The sequence below is a fragment of the Rhizobium sp. SVR5-9E genome (assembly GCF_056755095.1).
In genome coordinates this window covers 1-355 of sequence record NZ_JBNDHS010000287.1, presented here as the reverse complement: position 1 = coordinate 355, position 355 = coordinate 1, and the positions used below count along the sequence as shown (strand labels likewise).

Below are 355 nucleotides of genomic sequence, written 5' to 3'. Positions count from 1 at the left end.
GCAATTCTTTCGTAATCTATCTGATTTTGTGTGGACATAGCATTTATTTTACCTCACAAATTTCTAAAGAATACGCGACCGAAAAAATCCGATTCTTGCGAAATTTAATTGTTGTTGTAAATATGATAGTAAGCAAGCATTTTGTAATATAGCTTCGCAGCCAGGAATGCACTTGGTTTTGCCATCGGAGAATCCATTAATTCTACGATATCAAAGGCTACAACATTACATTTTTCAAATACCCTTTTCAATAGTTCCAATGTAGGATACCACTGCAAACCACCCGGTTCAGGGGTTCCTGTGGATGGGCAAAGTGAAGGATCAAAAGCATCCAGGTCGATGGTAATATATACAC

General features: G+C 37.5%; 1 protein-coding gene. It reads right to left on the bottom strand.

The window, feature by feature from the left end; translation table 11 throughout:
• Positions 1-104: 104 nt before the first annotated feature.
• A partial coding sequence (locus ACPYOJ_RS34825) for an arginase family protein (RefSeq protein ID WP_481420300.1) occupies positions 105-355 on the bottom strand: 251 nt, incomplete at its 5' end.